General features: G+C 45.6%; 3 protein-coding genes and 1 pseudogene. 2 read left to right on the top strand and 2 right to left on the bottom strand.

The genetic code is table 11. The features are described 5' to 3' along the window. Nucleotides 1-58 precede the first annotated feature (58 nt). Nucleotides 59-1021, top strand: coding sequence for a glycosyltransferase family 9 protein (locus PX481_RS16990; protein ID WP_002762556.1), 963 nt, complete (start codon nt 59-61; stop codon nt 1019-1021). A 62-nt stretch (nt 1022-1083) separates the two neighbouring features. Here PX481_RS16990 and PX481_RS16985 read toward each other — a convergent pair whose 3' ends face one another. Then, nucleotides 1084-1593: a YceD family protein gene (locus PX481_RS16985; protein ID WP_002762558.1), complete on the bottom strand. Its 510-nt coding sequence runs from the start codon at nt 1591-1593 to the stop codon at nt 1084-1086. Between the two features lie 297 nt (nt 1594-1890). Here PX481_RS16985 and PX481_RS16980 point away from each other — a divergent pair, with 297 nt between their 5' ends. Beyond that, the gene (locus PX481_RS16980) at nt 1891-2844 is read left to right on the top strand and encodes a tetratricopeptide repeat protein (RefSeq protein ID WP_288095111.1); all 954 of its coding nucleotides are present in this window, start codon (nt 1891-1893) and stop codon (nt 2842-2844) included. Between the two features lie 14 nt (nt 2845-2858). Here PX481_RS16980 and PX481_RS16975 read toward each other — a convergent pair. Then, a pseudogene (locus PX481_RS16975) lies at nt 2859-4213 on the bottom strand (DEAD/DEAH box helicase); the annotation flags it as partial.

Raw genomic sequence — 4213 nt, 5'->3', positions numbered from 1 at the left:
TGAATAACGAGGGACACTGCTAAAATTAAGCTGATCGATTCAGGTATATCCAGATAAAATGCGAATATTAACCCTTGTACCGGGAGGAATTAGCAATCAACTGCTGTTTTTTCCCACTCTAGAAACCCTCCAGCAAACTTACCCCCAAAGCAGCATTGATGTTTTGGTCGAACCTAGAGCAAAGGCTGCCTATCGTCTCTGTCCCCAGGTTAGGGAAGTGCTTTTATTTGACTATCGAGATCAGTACGGATTAGCGGATTATTTAAATATTTTGGGAGTAATTCGAGACCGGGAGTACGAAATCGCCATTAGTCTCACCAATCGTCCTGCTATCAACCTTTTACTCTGGTTAAATGGTGTTCTTAACCGTATAGGCTATGAAAATAATGGCAGCTGGTTCTTATCGCAACAAGTACCCCAGCCAACGGAAGGCTATCTAGCGGATAATTATCACGCACTGGTCAAAGGGTTAAAGATTGCCGCACCCTGTCCACCTTTAAAAATAACATTGAATCGGGATGATATCGATTGGGCCCAAATGGAGCAGCAACGCCTCAATATCAAGGATAGCGGCTATATTCTCCTCTACGCCGGCGGTAGCGATCTCAGCATCAGCCAAGGACTGGAAACGCTTTATCCCCTAGAGAGTTGGCTAGAAATTATCCAAGGCATTCGCCATCAACAACCGGAGTTGCCAATTGTCGCAATCCAGGGAGAACTAGATGAAGCTTGGGTTTTAGCCCTCAAAGCCATGGATAATAACTTAAAAGTGTCCAGAACGGGCGATATCGGTAAAATGGCGGCTATGATCGCCGGTGCTAATTTATTATTAGCTACCGAAAGTGTCCCTTTACAGTTAGCCGTGGCCGTGGGAACCTATACCCTCTCTCTGCTGGTTCCTTCGTTGTCTAAGAGAGTTTTACCGAGTGGGGGAGAGCTACATCGATATATTGAAGCTAATACGGGAAAAGTCGCCGATATTACCCCCGAAACTGTCCTGAAAAAGATTTGGGGCCAGTAAAAAATCGGGTTTTGATCGCTTTTCTCTGGGATCGAAACCCGAAAAAAAATCAGCATCAAAGCTCAATTTTGCGATTGAGATAACTGACTTTTCAAGGATTCTAGGGAGGCCCAACGACCATCGATGGCAGTCTTTTCCGGAAGAAGAAAATCGGGTGGTTGACAATTGGCTCCGCAGAGTTGACGGGGGGGTAAAGTTAGACATAACTGCTCGTATAACCACATTTGCGGGTCAAAATCCCCGTTAGGATCGAGGGTTTCCGAGAGGTCTTCGTAGGCTATTTCTCGCTCTAGAGGATAGGAGCTATCGTAGTCTTTATTTTTGTCTAGCCAGATTAATTCGGAAGTGTTTAATTGCAGACGATGATTATATTGTTGTAAACAGCGATCGCAGGTTAAAGTGACGATGGTTTCCGCTTTCACCGATACTTCCAAAAAATTGCCCCCATGTCTAACCAACAAGGTTCCCCGCACCGGTGTCAAGGTTTCTAGACCGGGGATAAAATTATCGGTGATAATCACTCTTTGTCGATCAGGAGATTTGAGGAGGTGGGGGATAAAAATAGTTTCCATAGATAACTCCTGTATCATTTATCGGGTGTCAACTGCGTTAGCGAGTAACGCCACCATAATTGCTCGGTGACAATCTTTCCTTTATCAGCTTATCGCAGCCCTCGCCTCTAGAGACATAGACCAGTCCTAGACTTTGGGGTGTAGGGTGTATTTTCAGTGAACAGTGAACAGTAAACAGTAATCAGTGAACTGAAAACTCACATCTGATAACTGATAACTGATAACTGATAACTGATAACTGCATTTGACAGGCTGTCTGTTGATCGATCGAGAAAGTTTCCTCAGAATTGGGAGTATATGCACAAAGATACTCCTATGTCAACGGTTTTGAAAAATTTTCTTCCTCGCCTCGGTGGATTGGTTATTGTTGCACTGCTCTGCTCGCTTGTGCTGGGGGGATGGCCTCGGCAGGGAAAAGCGGCTCAATCAGTACATTTGTCCTACTGGTTGCGATCGGGAATTGAACAACTAGAGGCGGGTAATTATCAGCAAGCTTTGCAGGATTTCAATCAGTCGATCGAACGGGAAAATAACTTGGCCCTAGCCTACAGTAATCGCTGTTTAACTGAGATTTATTTGCAGGATTATCTCCACGCTTGGCAGGACTGCACCCGCTCTTTACAACAGCAATCCGATAATTATCTAGCCCATTTCCATCGGGGTTTAGCTTTTTATCGTTTGGGAGATTATCCACAGGCGCTGACCGATTATAACCAGACTATCCGGTTAAAACCCAGCTATTATCAAGCCTACTATAATCGGGGTTTAGTTCAGGCAGCCATGAAAAATTATCCCCTTGCCCTAGCTGATTTTAATCAATCCTTGCGTCAAATTACTAACTGGCAACCCGACACTTTAGCCACTATTTATAATGATCGAGGTTTATCTCATTTAGCCCTCCACAATTTTACCTCAGCCAAAGCGGATTTTAATCAAGCTCTCCGGTTAAATAAAAATAACGCTTCAGCCTACTATAATCTAGCTTGTACCGCTCACCAATTAGGTGAATACGACCGCTCGATCGCTCATTTAAATCAGGCGATTGCCATCGATCCTTTTTATGCCGATGCTTATATTAGAAGGGGATTACTGCGGCATCAATTGGGTTATTATCAATCAGCTTTAGCGGATTTAAATCAAGGAGCAAATCACCTCTATCATCAGGGATTGCACCACAATTATCAGCAAATCCTCGCCCTCATCGAGCAGATTCACCAACAGTTACTTTCCTTACCATCTCCCATTGTTTAAAAGAGCGATCAATATTATAAAGGAAAGCGCTTCATGGCTGTGACGGCGAGACGGGCATTATCTTTAAGGACTTGGGAAACTCGGGGAATTTGGGGAATTTGCCAGAGAACATCGACGGTGCGCCGTAATAATCGCACTAGATCTCCCTCATCGAGGCTAGTATTTTCGCACAATTCCGGCCAGGATGTCCCTTGGGCCCAACGGGAGGCAATCCCCATCAGTTGGGTTTCTAACCAGACGGGAATAGTTATATCGTAGCGAGATTGAGCTTGATAGAGTAAACGGCGAACTTCTCGCAGACCGGGGGAATTTCCCTCTCCTTGCCGCAAAATATCGATAACTTCTGGCACAGGAGGGTAATTGCACCAAGTATCGGGGCGAGGGGGTTCCGTAATCATGGCGCTGATGGCGGCGGCTAGTTGGCTAGGAGTCAATCGGTCCAAATCTCCGGACATCATCGCTAATCCTAACCAGAGTTCATTTTCCCCGCGAATAGTGGCCGCCGCTTCTCCGAGGGGAGTGGGCAAATAACCCTCTAATGCTTGGAATTCCCGCAAAATCTCGATTAGATTCAGAAATTCTTCCCAGTAGTAGGATTTACGCGATTGTTGTTTTTGGTATTTAATCTGGGTCTTGTGTAACTTATCGCGAGCAATTTCTCGATCGTAGTATAATTTCATCAATCGCCCTGGATTTTTGCGTTTTTGCAGGGGATGAGCGGCAATTTGACTATTGACAATTTCAATTTTTTGTGCCTGTGTTTCCAGTTCCACCACCGGTGGGATGCCCTGCACTTGTTGGGGGATTAAATCGGCGATCGCCTGAGTATTTTCCTCACCCTTGCGCCAACCCCCTAGGGAAACAGCTTCTAGGGAAGGGGGTATCAGTTCGCCTAATTCCGCGGGAGTGAGAAAACCTCGATCGATCTCGCTAATATCGGCATAGGCGGCTAAATACCAGCGATTATCACTACCTAAACAAACAAGGGTTCGCACTTGACCGGCTCCGTGCAGGGTATTGACGAAGATAGCGGGGACGGGGACGGGAACCTTAATATGTTTGCCCTTGAGATGGAGGATGGTTCCGACGGGAATATTCGGCAATTTTAGATGTATTTCCTGTCTTTTCTGTGCCTCTGACTGACTAGCGAGGATTTTATACAGTCTTTCTTCTTCCCGCAGTCTTTCCCGTAGCTTTTCGTAACTAAAGACCTGCTCCCGTTCGATACCGGCTAATTCCATATCCAACTTAGCTAATTCGGTGGTTAAGACGGTAATCTGTTGTCGTTCGGGGCTTAACTTCAAACGAGCGAGATATTCGGCGAAACTGCGCTCTAAGAGGTCTTTGGCCTCCTCTAGACTGTGTTTTT

It is taken from the genome of Microcystis sp. M53603_WE2 (genome assembly GCF_030065435.1).
The sequence above is the reverse complement of the archived record's forward strand: the minus strand, read 5'-3'. Positions and strand labels throughout refer to the sequence as shown.